The sequence below is a fragment of the Nocardioides sp. genome (assembly GCF_964229035.1).
Taxonomy (GTDB): Bacteria; Actinomycetota; Actinomycetes; order Propionibacteriales; family Nocardioidaceae; genus Nocardioides.
This window is the reverse complement of record NZ_CAXRAZ010000063.1, coordinates 1-22,134: the sequence shown is the minus strand read 5'-3', so window position 1 is coordinate 22,134 and position 22,134 is coordinate 1. Positions and strand designations below refer to the sequence as shown.

At 73.2% G+C, this 22,134-nt stretch carries 20 protein-coding genes; 15 read left to right on the top strand and 5 right to left on the bottom strand.

Going from position 1 to position 22,134, the window contains the following annotated elements:
* Positions 1 to 11: 11 nt before the first annotated feature.
* Together pstB and ACERUN_RS18430 are read left to right on the top strand one after the other, a co-directional pair.
* The gene (gene pstB, locus ACERUN_RS18435) at positions 12 to 953 is read left to right on the top strand and encodes a phosphate ABC transporter ATP-binding protein PstB (RefSeq protein ID WP_370291571.1); all 942 of its coding nucleotides are present in this window, start codon (positions 12 to 14) and stop codon (positions 951 to 953) included.
* Positions 954 to 960: 7 nt separating this feature from the next.
* Entirely contained in the window at positions 961 to 1,554 is a 594-nt protein-coding gene (locus ACERUN_RS18430) for a hypothetical protein (protein ID WP_370291570.1), read from the top strand.
* A gap of 39 nt (positions 1,555 to 1,593) precedes the next feature.
* Here the strand turns inward: ACERUN_RS18430 and ACERUN_RS18425 are convergent, their stop codons facing one another.
* A complete protein-coding gene (locus tag ACERUN_RS18425; RefSeq protein ID WP_370291569.1) occupies positions 1,594 to 2,631 on the bottom strand; it encodes an LLM class flavin-dependent oxidoreductase in 1,038 nt (345 codons plus the stop codon).
* 175 nt (positions 2,632 to 2,806) lie between these two features.
* On the opposite strand from ACERUN_RS18425, the gene ACERUN_RS18420 reads away from it, so the two are divergent.
* The 10 genes from ACERUN_RS18420 to ACERUN_RS18375 all read left to right on the top strand — a co-directional run bounded on the left by ACERUN_RS18420 (position 2,807) and on the right by ACERUN_RS18375 (position 14,589).
* Entirely contained in the window at positions 2,807 to 3,913 is a 1,107-nt protein-coding gene (locus ACERUN_RS18420; protein WP_370291568.1) for a GuaB3 family IMP dehydrogenase-related protein, read from the top strand.
* A gap of 131 nt (positions 3,914 to 4,044) precedes the next feature.
* Positions 4,045 to 5,202, top strand: coding sequence for a phosphotransferase family protein (locus tag ACERUN_RS18415; RefSeq protein WP_370291567.1), 1,158 nt, complete (start codon positions 4,045 to 4,047; stop codon positions 5,200 to 5,202).
* Positions 5,199 to 6,380: a hypothetical protein gene (locus ACERUN_RS18410; RefSeq protein WP_370291566.1), complete on the top strand. Its 1,182-nt coding sequence runs from the start codon at positions 5,199 to 5,201 to the stop codon at positions 6,378 to 6,380. Before ACERUN_RS18415 ends, ACERUN_RS18410 begins: the two co-directional genes overlap by 4 nt.
* Positions 6,381 to 6,415: 35 nt before the next feature.
* Positions 6,416 to 7,876, top strand: coding sequence for an aldehyde dehydrogenase (locus ACERUN_RS18405; RefSeq protein WP_370291564.1), 1,461 nt, complete (start codon positions 6,416 to 6,418; stop codon positions 7,874 to 7,876).
* Positions 7,877 to 8,020: 144 nt separating this feature from the next.
* The gene (locus ACERUN_RS18400) at positions 8,021 to 9,649 is read left to right on the top strand and encodes a succinic semialdehyde dehydrogenase (protein ID WP_370291563.1); all 1,629 of its coding nucleotides are present in this window, start codon (positions 8,021 to 8,023) and stop codon (positions 9,647 to 9,649) included.
* A 31-nt stretch (positions 9,650 to 9,680) separates the two neighbouring features.
* Positions 9,681 to 11,393, top strand: a complete 1,713-nt coding sequence (locus ACERUN_RS18395; RefSeq protein ID WP_370291562.1) for a GMC oxidoreductase — start codon at positions 9,681 to 9,683, stop codon at positions 11,391 to 11,393.
* 377 nt (positions 11,394 to 11,770) lie between these two features.
* The gene (gene guaA, locus ACERUN_RS18390; RefSeq protein ID WP_370291561.1) at positions 11,771 to 13,369 is read left to right on the top strand and encodes a glutamine-hydrolyzing GMP synthase; all 1,599 of its coding nucleotides are present in this window, start codon (positions 11,771 to 11,773) and stop codon (positions 13,367 to 13,369) included.
* Between the two features lie 47 nt (positions 13,370 to 13,416).
* Positions 13,417 to 13,620 carry a CopG family transcriptional regulator gene (locus ACERUN_RS18385; protein WP_370291560.1) on the top strand — a complete coding sequence of 68 codons (204 nt, stop codon included), beginning with the start codon at positions 13,417 to 13,419 and terminating at the stop codon, positions 13,618 to 13,620.
* Positions 13,617 to 13,982 (top strand): type II toxin-antitoxin system death-on-curing family toxin, encoded by a 366-nt coding sequence (locus tag ACERUN_RS18380; protein ID WP_370291559.1) that lies wholly within the window; start codon positions 13,617 to 13,619, stop codon positions 13,980 to 13,982. Before ACERUN_RS18385 ends, ACERUN_RS18380 begins: the two co-directional genes overlap by 4 nt.
* A gap of 28 nt (positions 13,983 to 14,010) precedes the next feature.
* Entirely contained in the window at positions 14,011 to 14,589 is a 579-nt protein-coding gene (locus tag ACERUN_RS18375) for a 1-acyl-sn-glycerol-3-phosphate acyltransferase (protein ID WP_370291558.1), read from the top strand.
* A gap of 126 nt (positions 14,590 to 14,715) precedes the next feature.
* On the opposite strand, the gene ACERUN_RS18370 is transcribed toward ACERUN_RS18375, so the two are convergent.
* The 3 genes from ACERUN_RS18370 to ACERUN_RS18360 all read right to left on the bottom strand — a co-directional run bounded on the left by ACERUN_RS18370 (position 14,716) and on the right by ACERUN_RS18360 (position 18,049).
* The gene (locus ACERUN_RS18370) at positions 14,716 to 15,705 is read right to left on the bottom strand and encodes a YwqG family protein (protein ID WP_370291557.1); all 990 of its coding nucleotides are present in this window, start codon (positions 15,703 to 15,705) and stop codon (positions 14,716 to 14,718) included.
* A 1-nt stretch (position 15,706) separates the two neighbouring features.
* Positions 15,707 to 16,813: a serine hydrolase gene (locus ACERUN_RS18365; RefSeq protein WP_370291555.1), complete on the bottom strand. Its 1,107-nt coding sequence runs from the start codon at positions 16,811 to 16,813 to the stop codon at positions 15,707 to 15,709.
* Positions 16,814 to 17,002: 189 nt separating this feature from the next.
* Positions 17,003 to 18,049, bottom strand: a complete 1,047-nt coding sequence (locus ACERUN_RS18360; RefSeq protein WP_370291554.1) for a zinc-binding dehydrogenase — start codon at positions 18,047 to 18,049, stop codon at positions 17,003 to 17,005.
* Between the two features lie 88 nt (positions 18,050 to 18,137).
* On the opposite strand from ACERUN_RS18360, the gene ACERUN_RS18355 reads away from it, so the two are divergent.
* Together ACERUN_RS18355 and ACERUN_RS18350 are read left to right on the top strand one after the other, a co-directional pair.
* The gene (locus tag ACERUN_RS18355) at positions 18,138 to 19,058 is read left to right on the top strand and encodes a DUF1295 domain-containing protein (RefSeq protein WP_370291553.1); all 921 of its coding nucleotides are present in this window, start codon (positions 18,138 to 18,140) and stop codon (positions 19,056 to 19,058) included.
* Positions 19,059 to 19,062: 4 nt separating this feature from the next.
* Positions 19,063 to 20,232, top strand: a complete 1,170-nt coding sequence (locus tag ACERUN_RS18350; RefSeq protein WP_370291552.1) for an FAD-dependent oxidoreductase — start codon at positions 19,063 to 19,065, stop codon at positions 20,230 to 20,232.
* Between the two features lie 98 nt (positions 20,233 to 20,330).
* Here ACERUN_RS18350 and ACERUN_RS18345 read toward each other — a convergent pair whose 3' ends face one another.
* Entirely contained in the window at positions 20,331 to 20,474 is a 144-nt protein-coding gene (locus ACERUN_RS18345; protein WP_370291551.1) for a GPGG-motif small membrane protein, read from the bottom strand.
* Positions 20,475 to 20,729: 255 nt separating this feature from the next.
* Here ACERUN_RS18345 and ACERUN_RS18340 point away from each other — a divergent pair, with 255 nt between their 5' ends.
* A complete protein-coding gene (locus tag ACERUN_RS18340) occupies positions 20,730 to 22,046 on the top strand; it encodes an endonuclease/exonuclease/phosphatase family protein (RefSeq protein ID WP_370291550.1) in 1,317 nt (438 codons plus the stop codon).
* The last annotated feature ends 88 nt before the right edge of the window (positions 22,047 to 22,134 follow it).

The following is a 22,134-nucleotide window of genomic DNA, read 5'->3' as shown; positions in this document are numbered from 1 at the left end:
AACCCGCGATCATGACCCAGCACCACGCCGACGAGACCCTCGTCGACCTCCCTCCCATCAGCGACGACGCCCCCGGGCGCCGGCGCCGTGCCCTGGGCGGCGGCCTGTTCCGCCGTCGTCCCGCGCTCGGGGACGGCGGCGTCTCGCCCGCCCTCGCCTCGCGCGTGGGCGCCATCGGCCCCGCCGAGCTGCGGGCCGACAACATCACCGCCTGGTTCGGCGAGCGCAAGGTGCTCGACCGCGTCTCGCTGACCATGCCGGCCGGCGAGGTCACCGCGCTGATCGGCCCCTCGGGCTGCGGCAAGTCGACCTTCCTGCGCATCCTCAACCGCATGCACGAGCTCGTCCCCTCCGCCTCGCTGTCGGGCGAGGTGCTGCTCTCTGGCGAGGACATCTACGGCACCGGCCAGCGCGTCACCGACGCCCGCCGCCGCATCGGCATGGTGTTCCAGAAGCCGAACCCGTTCCCGGCCATGTCGATCTACGAGAACACGATCGCCGCGCTGGCGCTCTCGGGCATCGAGGCCTCGCAGGCCGAGAAGGACTTCCTCGTGGAGGACTCGCTGCGCAAGGCCTCGCTGTGGGACGAGGTCAAGGACCGCCTCCACCAGCCGGGCGCCGGCCTCTCGGGTGGTCAGCAGCAGCGTCTGTGCATCGCCCGCGCGATGGCCATCGCCCCCGAGGTGCTGCTGATGGACGAGCCCTGCTCGGCCCTCGACCCCACCTCGACGCGTCGCGTGGAGGAGACCATCGCCGAGCTGCGCGGCCAGGTGACGATCGTCATCGTCACGCACAACATGCAGCAGGCCGCGCGCGTCTCCGACAAGTGCGCCTTCTTCCTCGCCGCCCACAACACCCCGGGTGTGATCGTCGAGCACGGCGACACCGAGGCGATGTTCAACAACCCGCTCGACAGCCGCACGGCCGACTACGTGCATGGTCGGTTCGGCTGAGCCGACGATGACCGAGCAGGAGGTGGCCCGGGCGACAGCGTCGTCGTCCGGGCTGAGCGCGAAGCTGGTGGCGAAGCTCTCGCCCCACGTCGCGCGCTGGGTCGACGGCGGGCCGGCGAGCGACTGGGAGCCGGTGCACAGCCGGTTCGCCAAGCCCGTCGGCACATCCGACAAGCGGCCGCAGCTGGTGTTCACCCGGGTGCCCTGCCCGCCCACCGAGCCGGCGATCGAGCGCTGGCTCGACCTCGAGCGGCAGCTGGTGGTGCCGCGCGAGGTGCCTGAGGACGGCGCACTCGTCTTCACCCGCCTGGCGGTGGGACGGCGTGCGTTCGCCATCGCCGCCCACCCGCGCGCCGACCTCGCCGCCGCCACCGAGCGCGCCAAGCGCCTCGTCAACCGCGCCGGTCGGCTGCAGGTCGCGCTCGGCTTCCTCGACCGTGAGCTCGCCCCCGCCTGGGTGCTCCACGACGGCAACGACCCGGTGATGATGGGCCTGCCGCAGCACCACCTCGTGCCGACCCGCGATCCCTCCGCCAGCCTCGTCGCCTTCCTCTCCCGCGCCCGCGTCAAGGCGCAGGCCCACGACGTCACCGCCGACTGACCCTCCCCTCCCGGCCGAGGTGGGCTCAGCCGCGTGGGTTCAGCCGCGCCGCCAGCCGAGCAACGGCCCGAGGTGCGTGGCGAGATCGGTGAGGATCTGTCGGTAGTCGGGCTCGTCGAAGGTGAAGGGGAGGGCGAAGGCCACCTCGTCCACCTCCGCGAAGCCCGGGTCGGCGTGCAGCCGCTCGGCCAGCTCCGCCGAGGGCCCGACCAGGTCGGCGGCGAACAGCAGGCGCCCCGGCCCGTGCGGCACGCCGACCCTCGCCGCGCGTCCCTCCGCATAGTCCCGGTAGCGCCGCTCCTGCTCGAGCGTGGCCGAGTCGGTGGGGATGACGACGAGCCCCTGCGACACCCGCGCGTCGTCCCCCCGCGGGTGGGCGGCGCGGAACGCCCGGATCTGCGCCTGCTGCACTGCGGCGAAGTCGTAGGTGCCGTCGTCCAGCGGCTCGCCCTCGGCACGCACCACGCTGCTGGTGAGCAGGTTGAGGCCCTGCCCGGCCGCCCACAGCGCGGACGACGTGCTGGCCGCGCCGTACCAGCAGCGGTCGATCAACCCGGGCGAGTGCGGCTCCACGCGTTCCGAGTACGTCTCGATGCCCTGCACGCCCGAGAAGTTCGACGCCCGCTCGCCGCGCAGCAGCGCCAGCACCCGCTCGGCCCGCTGGTGGCGGAAGTCCTCGGCGTCGGCGGTGTCGGGGTAGAGGCTGCCGCGCACGTGCTCCCACTGCATCGGCGTGCCGACGCTCATGCCCGGGTTCAGCCGGCCGCCGCTGAGCACGTCGAGCGTGGCCCAGTCCTCGGCCACCCGCAGCGGGTTCTCCCATCCCAGCGGGGTGACGGCGGTGCCGAGCTCGATGCTCGTCGTGCGCTGTGTCGCAGCCGCGAGCACGGCTACCGGGGAGGAGATGCCGTGCTGCAGGTGGCGGTGGCGCAACCAGGCCGAGTCGAACCCGAGCTGCTCGCCCAGCTCGATGAGGCGCAGCGTCGACTCGTGCCCCGGTCCAGGATCTGCGGGATCGAAGAGGCCGATGGTCAAGAAGCCGAGGCGCCGCAGCGGGCGTGAGGACGACGGATCCACGCGTCCCATGGTGCCCACCCGTCGTGTACCGGGGGAGAGGCGGCGCGCCAGGCGTCTCCTGCCACCCCACGCCGGACCGCCCCCTCGGCGCACCATCCCTGCCACGTCGGCGCACCACACCTGCCACGTCGGCGGGGGGAGCGGGGTGGGGGAGGGGCACCGATATCCTCCGGGGGTGAGCGACATCGAGATCGGCCGCGCCAAGCGGGCCCGGACGGCGTACTCCTTCGACGACATCGCGATCGTGCCCTCGCGGCGCACCCGCGACCCCGAGGAGGTCAGCGTCGACTGGCAGATCGACGCCTACCGCTTCGAGCTGCCGATCCTCGCCGCGCCGATGGACTCGGTGATGTCGCCCGCCACCGCCATCGCCTTCGGTCGCCACGGCGGCCTGGGTGTGCTCAACCTCGAGGGGCTCTGGACCCGCTACGCGGACCCGGAGTCGCTGCTCGAGGAGGTCGCCGGCCTCGAGGGCGAGGAGGCCACGCGCCGCCTGCAGCAGATCTACACCGAGCCGATCAAGGCCGAGCTGATCACCGAGCGGCTGCGCGAGGTGCGCGAGGCGGGCGTCACGGTGGCCGGATCGCTCTCGCCGCAGCGCACCAAGGAGTTCGCCCGCACCGTCACCGACGCCGGCGTCGACCTCTTCGTCATCCGCGGCACCACGGTGTCGGCCGAGCACGTGTCGAGCCAGGCCGAGCCGCTGAACCTCAAGGAGTTCATCTACGAGCTCGACGTGCCCGTGATCGTGGGCGGCTGCGCCACCCACCAGGCGGCGCTGCACCTCATGCGCACCGGCGCCGCCGGCGTGCTCGTCGGCTTCGGCGGCGGCGCGGCTCACACCACCCGCACGGTGCTCGGCATCGCGGTGCCCATGGCGAGCGCGGTGGCCGACGTCGCCGCGGCCCGCCGCGACTACCTCGACGAGTCGGGCGGTCGCTACGTGCACGTCATCGCCGACGGCTCCATCGGCACCTCCGGCGACCTCGCCAAGGCCGTGGCCTGCGGCGCCGACGCCGTGATGGTGGGCTCGCCCTTCGCCCGCGCCACCGACGCCCCCGGCCGCGGTTTCCACTGGGGCGCCGAGGCCCACCACGCCGAGCTGCCCCGTGGACGACGCGTGCAGTTCGAGCAGGTCGGCACCATCGAGGAGATCCTCTTCGGCCCCTCCCGCGTGGCCGACGGCACGATGAACCTCGTCGGCGCGCTCAAGCGCTCGATGGCCACCACCGGCTACACCGAGCTCAAGGAGTTCCAGCGCGTCGAGGTGGTCGCGCTCTGACCTCCGCCGCGCCCCGACGCCGGGGCGCGGGGCCGCGGGCGCCCCGCACCTGTTGACACCTAGAACACGTTCTAACAGGCTGGGCGCCAGCGCGCCCGCCGTCGGGTGCGCTCCCACCAGGGAGGACGCCCGTGACCGCTCAGCCGCCGCCGGCCGACATGACGCTGCAGCGCTCGAGCCGCGACGCCGGCGCGGCCGCGGCGAGCCTGACCGCCTGGCTGCGCGAGCAGCTGCCGGAGCAGGCCGACCCGGCGGTCGTCGTCCACGAGGGCGTGCAGACCAACGGCATGTCGAGCGAGACGCTGCTGCTGGCCGTGACCACCACGGAGCCCGGCACCACCGGCGCCATCGAGGCCCCCGAGCGTCGCACCCGCGAGTACGTCGCCCGCGTCGCACCCGACCCCCGCGACCTCCCGGTCTTCCCGGTGTACCGGCTCGGTGACCAGTACGACGCGATGCGCCTGGCCGGAGAGCTCGCCGGCGTGCCGACGCCGCCGCTGTGGTTGTCCGAACCCACCGGCGCGGTGCTGGGCACCCCGTTCTTCCTCATGCACCGTCTCGACGGCGCGGTGCCGCCGGACGTGCTGCCCTACCCCTTCGGTGACAACTGGATCTTCGACGCCTCGCCCGAGCAGCAGCGCCACCTCCAGGAGGCGAGCGTGGAGGTGCTCGCCCGCCTCCACGCCGTGGACGGCGCCCGCTTCGCCTTCCTCGACCCTGCCCTGACCGGCCACGCGGGTGCCACCCCGCTCGCCCGCAACCTCGCCAAGACCCGCGCCTGGTACGACTACGCGGTGCAGCAGGGCGGTGCCCGCAGCCCGCTCGTGGAGCGTGGGCTCGCGTGGCTCGCCGCGCGCCTGCCGAGCGAGGACGATCCCGTGCTCGTGTGGGGCGATGCCCGCATCGGCAACATGATGTACCGCGACTTCACGCCCGTGGCGGTGCTCGACTGGGAGATGGCCACCCTCGGCCCTCGCGAGCTCGACGTCGCGTGGATGGTCTTCGCCCACGAGGTCTTCCAGGAGATCGCCGTCATGCTCGGCCTGCCCGGGATGCCCGACTTCCTGCGCGAGGACGACGTGGTGGCCGCCTACGAGCGGCTCTCCGGCGTAGCGCTGGGCGACCTCACGTGGTTCCGCGTCCACGCCGCCGTGAGCTGGGCGTGCGTGTTCCTGCGCACGAGCGCTCGTCAGATCCACTTCGGCGAGATCGAACCACCGACCGATCCGGAGGCCGTCTTCCACCACCGACCGCTGTTCGAGCGCCTGCTCGACCAGGTGGGCGCGTGAGCGCCCACGACGAGTACGTCGGTCTGGGGCCGCTCGACGAGTACCCGATCCACCAGGTGCCGCGGCCGGTGGCCTGGCCGGCGAGCACCGATCGCCACTTCTACGACCGCTGCTACCTCAACGCCCACGACCGCACCGGCGAGCTCTTCGTGATCACCGGCCTCGGCTTCTACCCGAACCTCGGCACCAAGGACGCCTTCGTGCTGCTCGCGCGGCGTCGCGACGGGGCCGACGGGGCCGGAGCCATCGAGCACACCGTGCTGCACCTCGGCGACGCCGCCGACCCGCGCGGCGGGGACAGGCTGCAGCAGCAGGTGGGCGCCTACCGCATCGAGGTGCTCGAGCCGCTGCGCCGGCTGCGGCTGGTGCTCGAGGAGACCGAGGGCATCGCCCTCGACCTGACCTGGGAGGGCTCCTTCGCCCCCGTGCAGGAGCTGCCCCACGTGATGCGCCGGGGCGCCGGCACCGCGCTGGAGGCCCAGCGCTTCGCGCAGGTGGGCACCTGGGCGGGCGTGATCAGCATCGACGGGGGCGACCTCGAGGTGACCCCGGACCGCTGGGTGGGCACGCGCGACCGCTCCTGGGGCATCCGCCCGGTGGGGGAGGCCCTGCCCGCCGGCCGCCCGCACGAGCCTGCTTTCGAGGGCATGTGGTGGCTCTACCTCCCCCTGCGCTTCGACGACTTCTGCGTGGTGCTGATCGTGCAGGAGACCCCCGACGGATTCCGCACGCTCAACGACTGCACACGCACCTTCGCCGACGGCCGCGTCGAGCAGCTCGGCTGGCCGCGGGTGCGCATCCGCTACGCGCCGGGCACGCGCGTGCCCACCGGGGCGAGCATCACCTGCACGACGCCGGCGGGCGACGTCCTCGAGCTGGAGGTCGACTCGCTGCTCGCCGCGCCGCTGCACGTCGGCGCCGGCTACGGCGGCGACCCCGACTGGGGCCACGGGCAGTGGCGTGGCCCGGGCTTCGTCGAGCGCCTCACCTACGACCTCGCCGACCCCGCCGTGGCCGGGCGCGTGATGTTCGGCGTGATCGACCACGTGGGCCGGGCGGTCGCGCGCGGCGCCGGGCTGCCCGCCGACGGCGTCGTCGGCTGGGGCCTGTTCGAGCACGCCGCACTCGGTCGCCACGACCCCAGCGGCTTCGCCGACTGGTTCGACCTCGCCCCCTGACCTCCCGCACTCCCACCCGACGGAAAGGCACCACCGTGAGCCACGACCTCGATCGCGACGCCCTCCTCATCGGCGGCCGCTGGACGACGCCCGCCACCGACGCCCGCCTCGAGGTCGTCTCGCCGCACACCGAGCAGGTCGTCGCCCGCGTGCCGGAGGGCTCGCCCGCCGACATCGACGCCGCGGTGGCCGCCGCACGTCGCGCCTTCGACGACGGCCCGTGGCCGCGGATGGCGCCGGCCGAGCGCATCGAGGTCGTGGAGCGGCTCTCCGCGCTCTACGCGGCCCGCCTCGACGAGATGGCGCAGGTGATCTCGCTCGAGATGGGCTCGCCGATCTCCTTCTCCGCGCTCGCCCAGGCGCCGGCTCCGTGGATGCAGATCGAGGCCTTCCTCGCGATCGCCCGCGACTTCGCGTGGGAGGCCACGCGGCCGGGCGCGCTGGGGGGCGACGTCCTCGTGCGGCACGCGCCGGTCGGCGTGGTGGCGGCCATCCCGCCCTGGAACGTGCCGCAGTTCACCGTGCTCTCCAAGCTCGTCCCGGCCCTGCTTGCCGGCTGCACGGTCATCATCAAGCCGGCGCCCGAGACCCCGCTCGACTGCTACCTGCTCGCCGAGATGCTCGTCGAGGCGGGCGTGCCCGAGGGGGTCGTATCGATCGTCGCGGGCGGCCGCGAGGTGGGCGAGCACCTCGTGCGTCACCCCGGCGTCGACAAGGTCGCCTTCACCGGCTCCACGGCGGCGGGCCGGCTGATCGGCTCGATCTGCGGCGAGCAGCTCAAGCGCGTCTCGCTCGAGCTGGGCGGCAAGTCGGCCGCCATCGTGCTGCCCGACGCCGACGAGGCCGCCGCGATCGAGGGCCTGAGGTTCCTCGGCGTGATGAACTCCGGCCAGGCCTGTGTGGCCCAGACCCGCGTGCTCGTGCACCGCGAGCGCCACGACGCCTTCGCCGCCGCCCTCGCCGAGGCCATCGCCTCGATGCGCGTGGGCGACCCGCTCGACCCGGCCACCGAGATCGGCCCGATGGTGGCGGCGCGGCAGGCGGCGCGGGTGGAGAAGTACATCGCCCTCGGGCAGGAGGAGGGCGCCACGATGCTCACGGGCGGGCTCGGGCGCCCCGACGGGCTCGACGCCGGCTGGTACGTGCGGCCCACCGTCTTCGCGGGCGTCGACAACCGGATGCGCATCGCCCGGGAGGAGATCTTCGGGCCGGTGCTCTCGGTGATCGCCTACGACGACGACGCCGACGCGGTGCGCATCGCCAACGACTCCGACTACGGCCTCGCCGGCACCGTCTGGACCACCGACCCCGACCGGGGCCTGCGGGTCGCGCGCGGGGTGCGCACCGGCACCTTCGGCGTGAACACCTACACGATGGACTTCGCCGCGCCCTTCGGCGGCTTCAAGGCCTCCGGCCTCGGCCGCGAGTTCGGCCCCGAGGGGCTCGCCCAGTACACCGAGACCCAGTCGGTCTACCTGAGCGCGCCGACGCCCTGAACCGACCGCGGGCCCGTCCTGCGGGTGCCCTTCGACCTCCCGGGACGGCTGCGAGGGCCTTTGACAGCCGCCGAGGGTGTGTAAAGCAGCACAATCGCTACCGATCAGTAGCGATCAGTGACCGCGCTCACCTACCCTCGAGGCATGAGCGATGCGATGCCCGGTCAGCCCAGCGGTTCCGGACCGGTCGTCGAGGGGCCGCACGACCCCGAGCACGACCCCCGTGCGGCCTACGTCCTCGAGCCCGAGGTGGTCGCCCGCCTCACCGACCGGATCCTGTCCACCACCGGCACCACGGTCCAGGTCTCCTCGCCGATCGACGGCGCCCCGGTCGCCAACATCCCGCAGTCGAGCGAGGACGACGTCGCCGAGGCCTTCCGTCGCGCGCGCGTCGCTCAGGCCGCGTGGGCGCGGGTCTCGATCGACGAGCGTGCGCGCATCCTGCACCGCCTGCACGACCTCGTGCTCGCCCGCCAGGACGAAATCATGGACCTCATCCAGATCGAGTCTGGCAAGTCGCGCAAGCACGCCTTCGACGAGCCGATCCACATCGCGCTCACCGCGCGCTACTACGCCCGCACCGCGCACCGTCACCTCGACCCGCGCAGCGCGCCGGGCGTCGTCCCCGTGCTGACGCGCATCGAGGTCAACCAGATGCCCAAGGGCGTCGTCGGCATCATCTCGCCCTGGAACTACCCCTTCACCATGGCGCTGTGCGACGGCCTGCCCGCGCTGCTCGCCGGCAACGCCGTGGTCACCAAGCCCGACGCGCAGACCATGCTCACCGCCCTCTACGGCGCCCAGCTCCTCGAGGACGCCGGCTTCCCGCGCGACCTGTGGCAGGTCGTGGCCGGCCCGGGTCGCAAGCTCGGCACGCCGATCATCGAGCGCTCCGACTACGTCTGCTTCACCGGCTCCACCGCCACCGGCAAGGTCATCGCCCGCCAGGCCGCCGAGCGCCTCATCGGCTGCTCGCTCGAGCTGGGCGGCAAGAACCCGATCCTCGTGCTGCGCGACGCCGACGTCGAGCGTGCCGCCGAGGGCGCGGTGCGGGCCAGCTTCTCCAACGCCGGTCAGCTCTGCGTCTCCACCGAGCGCATGTTCGTGGCCGACCAGGTCTACGACCGCTTCGTCGAGCGCTTCGTGGCGCGCACCAAGGCGATGAGCCTGGGGGTGGGCCTCAACTGGGACGCCGACATGGGCGCCCTCATCTCCGAGGACCAGCTCGAGGTCGTCACCCGTCACGTCGAGGACGCCGTCGCCAAGGGCGCCCGCGTGCTCGCCGGCGGCCGCGCCCGCCCGGACCTCGCGCCGTACTTCTTCGAGCCCACCGTGCTCGAGGGCGTCACCCCCGACATGCAGTGCTTCGGGGAGGAGACCTTCGGCCCGGTCATCTCGATCTACCGCTTCCACGACGAGTCGGAGGCGATCGCCCGCGCCAACGACGGCGAGTACGGCCTCAACGGTGCCGTCTACACCCGCGACGTCGCCCGGGGTCGCGAGGTCGCGCGCCAGATCAAGTGCGGCACGGTCAACGTCAACGAGGCCTTCGGGGCCACCTTCGCCAGCATCGCGGCGCCCATGGGCGGCATGCGCGAGTCCGGCATGGGACGCCGCCAGGGCGCCGAGGGCATCCACCGCTACACCGAGACCCAGTCGGTGGGCACCCAGCACGTGCTGCGCTTCGGTCCGATGCTCGGCATGTCGGATCGCGCCTACGCCCGCTTCATGACCGCCTCGCTGCGCGTCATGGACAAGCTGGGCCGGGCCTGAGACACCGCCGACGGTAGAACGGAGAACCACCATGACCGATTTCGACTACGACGTCATCGTCATCGGGTCCGGCTTCGGCGGCTCGGTCACCGCGCTGCGACTCACCGAGAAGGGCTACCGCGTGGCGGTGCTCGAGGCCGGTGCCCGCTTCGAGGACGCCGACTTCGCCGACAACTCCTGGGACCTCAAGAAGTACCTCTACGCCCCGGCGGCCGGCTGCTACGGCATCCAGCGCATCGACATGGTCAAGGACTGCCTGATCCTGGCCGGTGCGGGCGTCGGCGGCGGGTCGCTGGTCTACGCCAACACCCTCTACGAGCCCCTCGAGCCGTTCTACCGCGACCCGTCGTGGTCGCACATCACCGACTGGAAGGCCGAGCTCGCGCCGTACTACGACCAGGCCAAGCGGATGCTGGGCGTGGAGACCTACCGCGAGATGACGCCGTCCGACGAGGTCATGAAGGCCGTCGCCGACCGGATGGGTCGCGGCGACACCTTCCACCCGACTCCCGTGGGCGTCTTCCTCGGTGGCCCCGACCAGGCGAAGGGCGAGGAGGTGGCGGACCCCTACTTCGGCGGCGAGGGCCCGCGCCGACGCTCGTGCACCGACTGCGGCGAGTGCATGACCGGCTGCCGGCACAACGCCAAGAACACCCTGGTCAAGAACTACCTCTACCTCGCCGAGCAGGCGGGCGCCATCGTCCACCCGCTCACCACGGTCACCCGCGTGCGGCCGCTGGCCGACGGTGGCTACCAGGTCGACACTCGGTGGACGAAGGCCAAGCTCTCGCGTCGCAGCGCCACCCGCACCTTCACCGCCGAGCAGGTGGTCTTCTCGGCCGCCGCGCTCGGCACGCAGAAGCTGCTGCACAAGCTGAAGGCCACCGGCGATCTGCCGAAGATCTCCGACCGCCTCGGGCACCTCACCCGCACCAACTCCGAGTCGCTGCTCGGTGCCATCGCCCCTGCCGAGGCCGGAACCGACTTCACCCAGGGCGTGGCCATCACGTCCTCGTGGCACCCCGACGAGCACACCCACGTCGAGCCCTGCCGCTACGGCCGGGGCAGCAACGCCATGTCGCTGATGCAGACCGTGCTCACCGACGGCGACGGTGACATCCCGCGCTGGCGCACCTGGCTGAAGGAGATGTGGAAGCAGCGCCGCAACGTCAAGGACCTCTACGACGTCAAGCACTGGTCCGAGCGCGTCGTCATCGCCCTGGTGATGCAGTCGCTCGACAACTCCATCACCACCTTCCCGAAGAAGATCGGCGGGCAGTGGGTGCTGTCGTCGAAGCAGGGACACGGTGCGCCCAACCCCACCTGGATCCCGGTGGCCAACGACGCGGTGCGCGAGATGGCCGACGTCATGGGCGGCATCGCCGGCGGCACCGTGGGCGAGCCTTTCAACCGCCCGCTCACCGCGCACTTCATCGGCGGCTGCACCATCGGCGACAGCGCCGAGACGGGCGTGGTCGACCCCTACCAGCGCGTCTACGGCTACCCGGGTCTGCACATCGTCGACGGTTCGACCATCTCGGCGAACCTCGGCGTGAACCCCTCGCTCACCATCACCGCCCAGGCCGAGCGGGCCATGGCCTACTGGCCCAACAAGGGCGAGGACGACGCCCGCCCGGCCCTCGGCGAGGCCTACGCGCGCCTCGAGCCGATCGCGCCCAAGGCGCCCGTCGTGCCGGCCACCGCGCCCGGCGCGCTGCGCCTGCCGATCGTCGGGGTCAGCTGAGCCTGCGCCGGGTCGGGCGCCGTTCCGCAGGCACCTCCGATTGCTCCAGAATCTTGTGGAGCAATCTGCGCGGACCCGGCGTAACCTTCACGGAGCGGATCTCGTTGATCCGGTGAGCCCGGGAGTTCACGCTCCCTCCCGAAGACCCGGGCTCGGTCCAGGCACTGTCCATCAGCTGCGTGGACGGTCAGGGCCCGGCCACCCTCCCTCCCCGGCCGGGCCCTGATGCCTTTTTCGCAGCGAGTTCCGCAGCGAGTTCCGCAGCGAGTTCCTCCGCGGGCCCCTCGATGGCCGAGGATCGCCGAACCGCTGCCGGGTGCGCGTCCGCCGGTGGCGGCGGGGGAGGACGCCGCCTCGCCCCTCGATACGATGCGCGCATGACCGCGCCGGGCACCACGCAGCATCCAGAGGACTCCGAGCACGACCTGGTGCTGGTGGTCGACTTCGGCGCTCAGTACGCCCAGCTCATCGCCCGTCGTGTGCGCGAGGCGCGGGTCTACTCCGAGATCGTGCCCCACACGATGAGCGTCGAGGAGATGCGCGCCAAGAACCCGAAGGCGATCATCCTCTCCGGCGGTCCGTCGTCGGTGTACGAACCCGGCGCCCCGGCTCTCGACCCCGCGATCTTCGAGGCCGGCGCGGCCGTGTTCGGCATGTGCTACGGCTTCCAGTTGATGGCCCAGGGCCTCGGCGGCACGGTGTCGGCCACCGGCGCGCGCGAGTACGGCCGCACCCGCGTGCACGTGGGTCAGGCCGGCACGCTGCTCGGCGGCATCCCCACCGAGCACAACGTGTGGATGTCGCACGGCGACTCCGTCACTGCGGCGCCCGCGGGCTTCGAGGTGCTCGCCTCCACCGAGTCCACCCCCGTCGCCGCCTTCGAGGACGTCGACCGCGGCCTGGCCGGCGTCCAGTGGCACCCGGAGGTGTTGCACTCCGAGCACGGTCAGCGGGTGCTCGAGCACTTCCTGTGGGACATCGCCGGCTGCCGCCAGACCTGGACCATCGGCAACATCGCCGAGGAGCAGATCGAGCGCATCCGGGAGCAGATCGGCCCCGACGGTCGCGCCATCTGCGGTCTCTCCGGCGGCGTGGACTCGGCGGTGGCCGCCGCGATCGTGCAGAAGGCGATCGGCGACCGGCTCACCTGCGTCTACGTCGACCACGGCCTCATGCGCAAGGGCGAGACCGAGCAGATCGAGCGCGACTTCGTCGCCTCCACCGGCGCCAGGCTCGTGGTCGTCGACGCCGAGCAGCAGTTCCTCGACGCCCTGGCCGGGGTGAGCGACCCCGAGACCAAGCGCAAGATCATCGGCCGCGAGTTCATCCGCACCTTCGAGGCCGCCGAGCTCGACATCATCAAGGATGCGCCGGAGGGGACGAAGGTCGGCTTCCTCGTGCAGGGCACGCTCTACCCCGACGTCGTCGAGTCGGGCGGCGGCGCGGGCACCCACAACATCAAGAGCCACCACAACGTCGGCGGCCTGCCCGACGACCTCGAGTTCGAGCTCGTCGAGCCCCTGCGCACCCTCTTCAAGGACGAGGTGCGGCTGGTGGGCGAGCAGCTCGGTCTGCCGCCCGAGATCGTGTGGCGCCACCCGTTCCCCGGCCCCGGCCTGGGCATCCGCATCATCGGCGAGGTCACCCGCGAGCGTCTCGACATCCTGCGCGAGGCCGACGCGATCGCGCGCGCCGAGCTCACCGCCGCCGGCCTCGACCGCGACATCTGGCAGTTCCCGGTCGTGCTGCTCGCCGACGTCCGCTCGGTGGGCGTGCAGGGCGACGGCCGCACCTACGGCCACCCCGTCGTCCTGCGCCCGGTCACCTCCGAGGACGCCATGACCGCCGACTGGGCCCGGCTGCCGTACGACGTGCTCGAGAAGATCTCGACCCGCATCACCAACGAGGTGCGCGAGGTCAACCGCGTCACCGTCGACATCACCTCCAAGCCGCCCGGCACGATCGAGTGGGAGTGAGCGGCCATCGCGGGGCCAGCCTGGTATCGGGTTGATACCATCGCATCATGGCGATGACACTGCGGCTCTCCGAAGAGCAGGACCGCGCACTCGAGGCGCTGGCGCAGGCTGACGGCGTGAGCAAGCAGGAGGCGGCCGTGCGAGCCATCACCGACGCTGCTGCGCGTCGTCTGCACGAGCACCGCGTTCAGGAGCTCTCAGCGTCGGCCCGCGAACGGTACGCGGACCTGCTCGACCGCCTGGGTCGGTGACGATCCACCTGACGCTGGAGGACCTGCTCACGCTGGTCGCGGACCTCGGCGTGGGCCCCCTGCGCGACCTCGGCCTGCTCGGCTCCGCCGCGCATCGCCCGACGACGGTGCTGTACGGCAACGAGGCGTATCCCGATCTCCACACCAAGGCGGCGGTGCTCCTCGAGTCGCTCGTGCGCAACCACGCGCTCGTCGACGGCAACAAGCGGCTCGGCTGGCTGGCCGTCGTCGTCCTGTACGGCCTCAACGGACGCGAGTTGGAGGCTCCTGACGACGATGCCTACGACCTGGTCGTGGGCATGGCGGCCGGGGAGGTCGACGTCGCCGAGGCCGCTCGCGCGCTCGGGTCCTGGTGCCGCTGACACGATGGGCGGTCGGTAACCTCCGGCCATGGGAGTGACCATCCGCCGCGGTGCGGCCCGCGTCCTGCTGCGCGCCGCCCGCTGGCGCACGAGCGGCGAGGTGCCGGACTCGGCGATCCTCGTCGGCGCCCCGCACACGTCCAACTGGGACTGGGTGCTCACCCTCCTGCTCGCCTGGGACTCCGGCGTCACGATCCGCCTGCTGGTCAAGGACTCGCTCTTCAAGGGCCCGATGGGGTCGATCCTGCGAGCCACCGGCGCGGTGTCGCTCGACCGCGACAACCCCAAGGCGACGATCGAGGCGCTGCTCGCCGAGCAGGCGTCGTCCGAGACCTTCCTGCTGGGCCTGGCGGCCGAGGGCACGCGCTCGCGCGGGGAGTACTGGAAGTCGGGCTTCTACCGCCTCTCCCAGCAGACCGGCCTGCCGATCACCCTCGCCTTCCTCGACGCCCCCTCGCGCACGGTCGGGTGGGGGCCGACCTTCCACCCCAGCGGCGACCTCGTGGCCGACATGGATCGGGTGCGTGAGTTCTACGCGCCGATCACCGGCATCCGCCCCGAGGGGTTCACGCCGCCGCGGTTGCGCGAGGAGGACGCGGCCGGCTGAAGGGTTGCGGTTTGGCGCCAATCCGCAACATTCACCCGGTTTCGGTTGCGGTTTCCCACCAATCGGCGCCTCCGAGCGGCCACCTGAGAGGGCCCGATTCCGCACGGCCGCGCGCGCCGGCGATGCTCAGGAGCACTGCCAGGTGAACGACACCGTCGCCAGCGGGTCCTCGTCGCCGCCGGGGCGCCCCAGCCAGTAGAGCGTGCCGACATCGCCCCACATCATGGCGCTCGCATCGTCGCTGTCGATCTGCAGCAGCAGCGACCACGCGAGGACGTCGTCCACGCGCCCCGGCTGCTCGGTGGCGCCGAAGGTGAACGCCTGGTCGGGGGCGGCGTGCGCGACCTCGGCCTCGACGGGACCCTGCTGGGGGTCGGCCCAGCCGCCGATCTGGTGCAGCGGCTGGCCGGCCCGCAGATCCCACAGCGCCTGACCGAAGGCCTCACCGTTGACCGGGTGCGCCATCCATTCGCGGTGCGGCAGCCCCTCCGCGCCGAAGGCCCGGACGAGGGCAGGATGCTCCCAGCCCGCGAAGGTCAGGGTGGATCGGCCCGTCAGCGCCTGCTCCCCGAACTCCTCCACCCGCGGCGGGGTGGCGACGGCGGCGCACTCCTCCCGCGCCTCGCGCACGTGCACGAGCCGCGCGCCGGCCAGCGTCTCGGGGTCCCAGGTGCCCACGATGCCGGCGAAGTCGTCGTAGGAGCCGTCGAAGTAGAAGGCCAGCAGGCGCCCGGACGACGGCAGCGCGACGTCGAGCGGAAGGCCCGCGGCGTGCAGGGCGTCGAGGTCGACCTCGCCGATGAAGGCGAGCGGACCGTGGCCCTCCCACACCGGCCACTCGAAGCCTTCGGGGACGACGGGCGTGCCGCCGAGGCGGGCGATCACCGGGTCGCTGGCCGCCGCGCTGTGCAGGCGGACCGCGGGGCGCAGGTGGCCCAGCCACACCTGGGCGACGTCGGGCGGCAGGTGCGCCGCGGCCAGGGCGCGCATTGCCTCGAAGTCGGATCCGAGCGCCTCGGGCTCGCGCGGGGCCGCGACGGTGGCGTCACCCTGTGCCGGGGCGGGGGCAGGAGCGGGTGTGGGCCTCGAGCGCTGCCACGGCCATCGGCGGCCCACCTCAGCCCGCCTCCTCACCGGGGACGCCGCCCGCTGCGCCGCGCTCGCCGAGCGCGAGCCGCACGTACAGCAGCTGCTGCAGGAAGCGCGTGCGCAGCTCCTCCTCCACCGCCGGCGGGAGGGCCCGGTACGCCTGGGCCACGTAGAGGGTGCGGCCACCTCGGGCGCGGATGGCGGTGGCCTCCGTGACGACCCCGGCGAGAGCCCCGCCCTTCGTCGCGAAGAAGTCGAGAACCTCGGCGTTCGCCGGGTCCTCCAAGGGCCACGACAGCACCCGCTCGGCCAGCTCGAACGCCGCATCGCCCGCCCGCGCGCCCTCGTCGATGCGCCGCATCAGCTGTGCCCAGTCGGCCATCGAGCCGCGGACGGAGGCGAGCGCGAGGCGACGCTGTGCGCGGACGGTGGGCAGAGCGACGTCCACCGGACCGCGCGAGGCGGCGGCGAGTCGGGTGGCGAGACGTTGACGCTGGACCGGGGCCGAGTGCAGCCAGCGGACGGGATGGCTGCTCCAGGCCAGGAACTCGCCGCGCAGCGACCAGATCGGATCCTGGTCGTGCAGCCCGAGTCGCCGTGTCAACCGATCGACGACGCGCGGGCCGCCGACCCGGTCGAGCACCCAGTCGGCGGCGGCGTTGTCGGACTGCACGATCATGGCCCTCAGTGCCGTCTCGACGGTCCAGTCGTCGCCGTAGGCCGCCAGCGCCGCGGGGTGTGCGCCGCCGTCGGTGCCCGGGAGGTACCAGCGGTCAAGGGCGGCCTGAGGCACGCGGTCGGTGAGGCGCAGGCGCCCGGTGGTCACCTGCTCGGAGGCCGCGAGCAGGATCAGGACCTTGCGAGTGGAGGCCAGCGGCATCCGCCGATGGGCCCCGAGCGAGATCACCGGGGTGCGATCACCCGCGCGCAGGACGACGATCGCCGACTGCCGCGGATGGGTGCGCGCCCACTCCAGCAGCTCGTCGGGCGTGGTCGGCACGGCGGGTGCGGCAGCGGCGGCGGGGGGTGTGGCCGGCCGGGCGCCCGCGGCGGCCGGAGCGAACGCAGACGGCGCAGCCGTCGCGGTGGCGAGTGCCGCGAGCGCGGCGGTGATGACCAGACGTGTGCGGATCATTCGACCTCCCGAGTGGACGACGTCCTTCACGCTAGGCGGGAGGTGGGCGCCGGGCAATGTCGGTGGGCGCCGAGGGTTGGGGTTTGGCGCAAAACCGCAACATCTGCCGGGGTTTTGTTGCGGTTTGGCACCAATCGACGCACCCGCAGCTCCCTCGCGAACGCACCGCCGCGCCGCCGCAGCGCCAGCTCAGCCGAGCGCGGGGTCGATCATCGTGATGCCGGCGACGTCGGCACGGTCGAAGCCGGGCAGGAGGTCGGCCGCCTCGTCGAGGGAGACCGTGCGCTCGACGAGCAGGTCGGGCCGCAGGGCGCCGGAGGCGACGAGGGCGAGCAGCTCGGGGTAGTCGCGCGCGGCCATCCCGTGGCTGCCGAGGAGGTCGAGCTCCCAGCCGATCACCCGCGACATCGGGACGCGGGGATGGCCGTCGACGGGCGGGAGCAGGCCGATCTGCACGTGGCGACCGCGGCGCCGCAGGCCCAGGATCGCGTCGGCGGCGGCCTGGGGGTGGCCGACGGCGTCCACGCTGACGTGCGCGCCGCCGCCGGTGAGGTCGGTGATGGCGGCGGGGACGTCGACGCCGTCGCCCCCCAGCACCGTCGCCTCCGCGCCGAGTGCGCGCGCGGCCTCGAGGGCCCGCTCGTTGCGATCGACCACCACGACCCGTGCCCCGAGCGCCCGCGCGATCATCACCGCGCTGAGGCCCACCCCGCCGGCTCCGACGACGACCAGCCACTCGTCGTCCACGAGCCGGGCGCGGGCCACCAGGCCGCGGTAGGCGGTGGCGAAGCGGCAGCCGAGGGCGGCCGCGGCGGGCATGGAGACCTCCTCGGGCACGGCGACGAGGTTGGTGTCGGCGGCGTGCAGGGCCACGAGCTCGGCGAAGGAGCCGTCGTGGGTGAAGCCGGGCTGCTGCTGATCGGGGCACACCTGCGCCTCGCCGCTCGAGCACCAGACGCAGCGTCCGCAGCCGCACACGAACGGCACGGTGACCCGCTGACCCACCCTCCAGCGCTCCACGCCGGCGCCGACGGCCGCGATCTCGCCCGCCAGCTCGTGGCCCGGCACGAACGGGAACCGGACGTCGGAGTCGTGGCCGGCCCAGGCGTGCCAGTCGGAGCGGCACAGGCCGGTGGCCAGCACCCGCACCACCACGCCGCCCTCGGGCGCGGGCGGAGCGGGCCGTTCACGCACCGCGGGTCGGGCGCGTACGTCGTCCACCACGATGGCTCGCATGCCGGGCATCGTGGCACGCCGGGCCCGCGGGGCGGAGACCTCTCACCAGAACCTAGAACACGTTCCTGTTTTTCGGTAACGTCCGGCCATGAGCAAAGGTGCTTCGCTGGCCCGCGTCGGGCTCGTCTACGCGGTGGCCCTGGCCGCCGCCACCGCCTGGCTGGTGCTGGGCCCCGACACCGGGCGGCTGTGGCTCGACGCGCTGCTGGCCGACCTCGTGGCCACGGTGGTGGTGTTCGGCTTCAGCCGCTACTTCGGCAACTCCAGCTGCTACGACGCCTACTGGAGCGTGCTGCCGCCCTACCTCGCCGCCTACTGGTGGCTGGCCTCCGACACCCCCGGCGTGGACGACGCCCGCTCGGCGCTGCTGCTGATCGTCGTCGCCGTCTGGGCGATCCGCCTCACGGGCAACTGGATCCACGACTGGCCGGGGATGCACCACGAGGACTGGCGCTACCCGATGCTGCGCGACGGCGCCGGTCGGTGGGGGGTGGCGGTGGACTTCTCCGGCATCCACCTCGTGCCCACCCTCATCGTCTTCGGCGCGCTGGTGCCGGCCTGGGCGGTGCTCGACCGGCCGGGCGGGTCGCTCAACTGGCTCGACGCCGTGGCCCTGGTCGTCGGGCTGGGCGCACCGGTGCTCCAGTTCGTGGCCGACGCGCAGATGCGCGCCGTCATCCGCGAGCGCCAGCCCGGCCAGGCGATGCACCGCGGGCTGTGGGCGTGGTCGCGCCATCCCAACTACTTCGGCGAGGTCAGCTTCTGGTTCGCGCTGTCGTTCTTCGCCATCGCGGGCAGCCCCGGCGACGCGTGGTGGCTGCTCATCGGCCCGGTCGTCATGCTGCTGATGTTCGAGTTCGCCTCCATCCCGATGATGGACCAGCGCAGCCTCGAGCGGCGCCCGTCGTACCAGCAGATCATCGACACCACGCCTCGGCTCATCCTGCTGCCTCCGGGCACCTTCCGCTCCCGCCAGCGCGGCGCACGCGTGGCCACCGGCGCGTCCTGAGCCCGTGTCCCACCCCTCGCGCACGCGGGTGCTCGTCGCCGGCCTCGGCGACACCGGCGTGCTGGTGGCCGGTGCGCTCGCGCGACGCCGCGACCTCGCGGTCACCGGCGTCACCACCCGACCCGGCCTGGTGAGCGGGCAGGAGCTCGGCCTCCGGCTCGCCCGGCCCGAGGCGTGGGCGCGCGACTACCGGATCGAGCACGAGCGGCTGCGCCGCCTCGACCGGGTGCGCGTCGTCCACGCGCGGCTCACCGGCGCCGACCTCGAGAACGGCACCGTCACCGGGCGCGACGCCACCGGCGCCGAACGCAGGCTCGCGTGGGACCTGCTCGTGGTCGCCACCGGGGTGGGCAACGGCTTCTGGCGCACCGGCGAGCTCCTCACCCCCGCCCAGGTGGACGACGACCTGGCCGCGCGCCACGCCCGCCTGGCCGTCGCGCGGTCGGTGCTCGTGGTCGGCGGGGGAGCGGCCGGGGTAGGCAGCGCGCTGCAGATCGCGCTGCGCTGGCCGGCCACCACGGTGGCACTGGCGTTCCCCGGCGAGCGGGCGCTGCCGCAGCATGCCGAGCGCACCTGGTGTGGAGTGCGGGCGCGACTGGAGGCGGCCGGGGTCGAGCTGCTCGCCGGGCACCGGGCCGTCGTCCCTGCGGAGACCGACAACCTCGGGCCGGGCGTCGTCCACTGGCACGGCGACCGCACGCCGCGCGAGGCCGACGCCGTGCTGTGGACCATCGGCCGCGTCCGCCCGCACACCGACTGGCTCCCGCCCGAGGTGCTGGACGACGCCGGCTTCGTGCGGGTGGCGCCGACCCTCCAGGTGCCCGGTCGCCCCCGGGTCTTCGCGGTCGGCGACGTCGCGGCCACCGACGAACTGCGCACCTCGGCGCGCAACCGGGCCGATCGCCTGCTGGCGCGCAACGTCGGCGCGTGGCTCGACGGCCGCGACCCGGCGACCTACCGCCCGCGCTCGCGTCGCTGGGGTTCGGTGCTCGGCCCGGAGCCCGACGGCCTGCGGGTCTACAGCCCGGCGGGGCGCAGCTACCGCTTCCCCGCCTGGAGCGTCGAGCGCCTCCTGCAGCCGCTCGTCGTGCGACGCGGCATCTACGGCGGCGTGCGCGACGCACACGGGCCCGGCGTCCGCGCCTCGGCCGACCGGGTCGGCGACGATGCGTGATCGTCGCCCCTCCGACCGGACGAGGAGCGGGCGCCGGGCCCGTGGGGAGCTGCGTGATCCGCGAGCGGATCAGTGCTGGGTGCGCTGGATCGGTTGGATCAACTGAAGATGCTGACGCCGCCCGGGCCGACCAGCAGACCCACGACGATGAGCACGATGCCCCACAGCAGGTCGCGCTGCACGAGGCGCACGATGCCGAGCACCACCAGCACGACGGCGATGAGCCACAAGATGAAGTCCACGGTTCCTCCTCGGATGTCGGGGCCGTCCGGCCCGCGCACGAGGTACCCCTGACCTGCGAGAACACACCCGTGTCATCTCCGGTGCGGGCACCGCGCGCCCGCGCGGCGAGGGCGACGGTTTACCTCGCGTTCACCGGCGCGTCGTCCACGCGATCGCGCGACGGCGGAGCCGTGTGCCTAGGGTGGCGCGGTCCGTGGGCCGCCGGCCCGCCGGGCCCGACCACCGCCCCAACGACCCTGCTCGGAGGATCGTCCATGCGACGTCTGTCGTCCCGTCCCGCCCACGCCCGCTCACGCGGCGCGGCCGTCCTCGCCCTCGCCGGCGCCCTGTCGCTCGCGGCGCTGGGCGCACCGTCGTCCACCGCGGCGACGCCGTCGAGCGGGACCGCCGGCCCCGACCGCGCCGAGCGCGCCGGCGTCGCCGACCGGGCTGTCGTCCACGTGTCTCGCGGCGGGGGAGTGCGCTTCGCGACCTTCAACGCCTCGCTCAACCGCAACGCCGCCGGCGACCTCGCCCGCGACCTCGCCTCGGGCGAGGACCCGCAGATCCGCAACGCCGCCGAGACCCTGCAGCGCCTGCGCCCGGACGTCGTCCTGGTCAACGAGTTCGACTACGCGCCCGGCACGGCCGACGCCTTCCGCCGCAACTACCTCGAGGTCGGCCAGCGCGGGGCGAGGCCGCTGCGGCTGCCCTACCGCTACGTGGCCCCGGTCAACACCGGCGTCGCCTCGGGGCTCGACCTCGACAACGACGGCGCTGTGGGCGGCGGCAACGACGCCTACGGGTTCGGCCTCTTCCCCGGCCAGTACGGCATGGTCGTCTACTCGCGCTACCCGATCGACGTGCGCGGGGCGCGCACCTTCCAGCACTTCCTGTGGAAGGACATGCCCGGTGCGCTGCTGCCCGACAACCCCGCCACCGAGGCCCCCGCCGACTGGTACTCGCCCGCCGAGCTCGAGCGGGTGCGGCTGTCGTCGAAGTCGCACTGGGACCTCCCGGTCCGCATCGGGCGCCGCACCGTGCACTTCCTCGTCTCCCACCCCACGCCGCCGAGCTTCGACGGCCCCGAGGACCGCAACGGCCGCCGCAACCACGACGAGATCCGCTTCTGGGCCGACTACGTGGGCGGCGAGCGCCGGAGTCGCTACATCTACGACGACCGCGGACGACGCGGCGGCCTGCGCAGCGGTGAGCGGTTCGTGATCGCCGGCGACCAGAACGCCGACCCCGTGGACGGCGACTCGGTCGCCGCCGCGATCACCCAGCTGCTCGACCACCCGCGCATCACCGACCCCCGACCGCGCTCGGCGGGTGCCGCGGAGGCGGCCGCACAGGGTGGTGCCAATGCGAGCCACCGCGGGGACCCCTCGCTCGACACCGCCGACTTCTCCGACGTCCCCGGCCCGGGCAACCTGCGCGTCGACTACGTGCTGCCCTCGCGGCGGCTGCCGGTGCTCGGTGCGGGCGTCTTCTGGCCCCGGGCCGCCGACCCGCTCGCCCGCCTCACCGGCGTCTTCCCCTTCCCGACCTCCGACCACCGCGCGGTGTGGCTGGACGTGCGGGTGCGCTGACGCCGCGGCGGGCGCGCCGGCGTGCAGGAATCGCCGGTCTACCGGCGATTCCTGCACCTGGCACGCGTTGCAACACGTGCCAAGTGCC